The sequence below is a fragment of the Bacillus sp. SIMBA_005 genome (assembly GCF_046535585.1).
Classification (GTDB): Bacteria; Bacillota; Bacilli; order Bacillales; family Bacillaceae; genus Bacillus; species Bacillus pumilus.
Genome location: NZ_JAWRWI010000444.1, coordinates 1 through 270 on the forward strand (window position 1 = coordinate 1; position 270 = coordinate 270).

General features: G+C 54.1%; 1 protein-coding gene. It reads right to left on the bottom strand.

Features of this window, described 5'->3' with window-relative positions:
* A partial coding sequence (locus SB660_RS20825; protein ID WP_410584253.1) for an efflux RND transporter permease subunit occupies window positions 1-250 on the bottom strand: 250 nt, incomplete at its 3' end.
* Window positions 251-270 lie beyond the last annotated feature (20 nt).

Below are 270 nucleotides of genomic sequence, written 5' to 3' on the forward strand. Positions count from 1 at the left end.
GTGACTGACCGGTCCATTCAATAGCAAATCCGGCAGGCAGCGTGGAGGCGATTTTTTCCATTTCAGCCATCGCATCCCCGCTTGAATAACCCCAGTTTGGCCAGCCGGTAACGCGGAATGCCGGATAGCCCTGATAACGGATAAGCTGAACCGGCGACTGTTGCCAGAGGGGACGAACAAACTCCGAAAGCTGCACCATACCGCCATTTTTATTGCGCACGTTCAGCTTAAGGATGTCATTCAGCTGCATACGTGACGACGCCTCAGCCT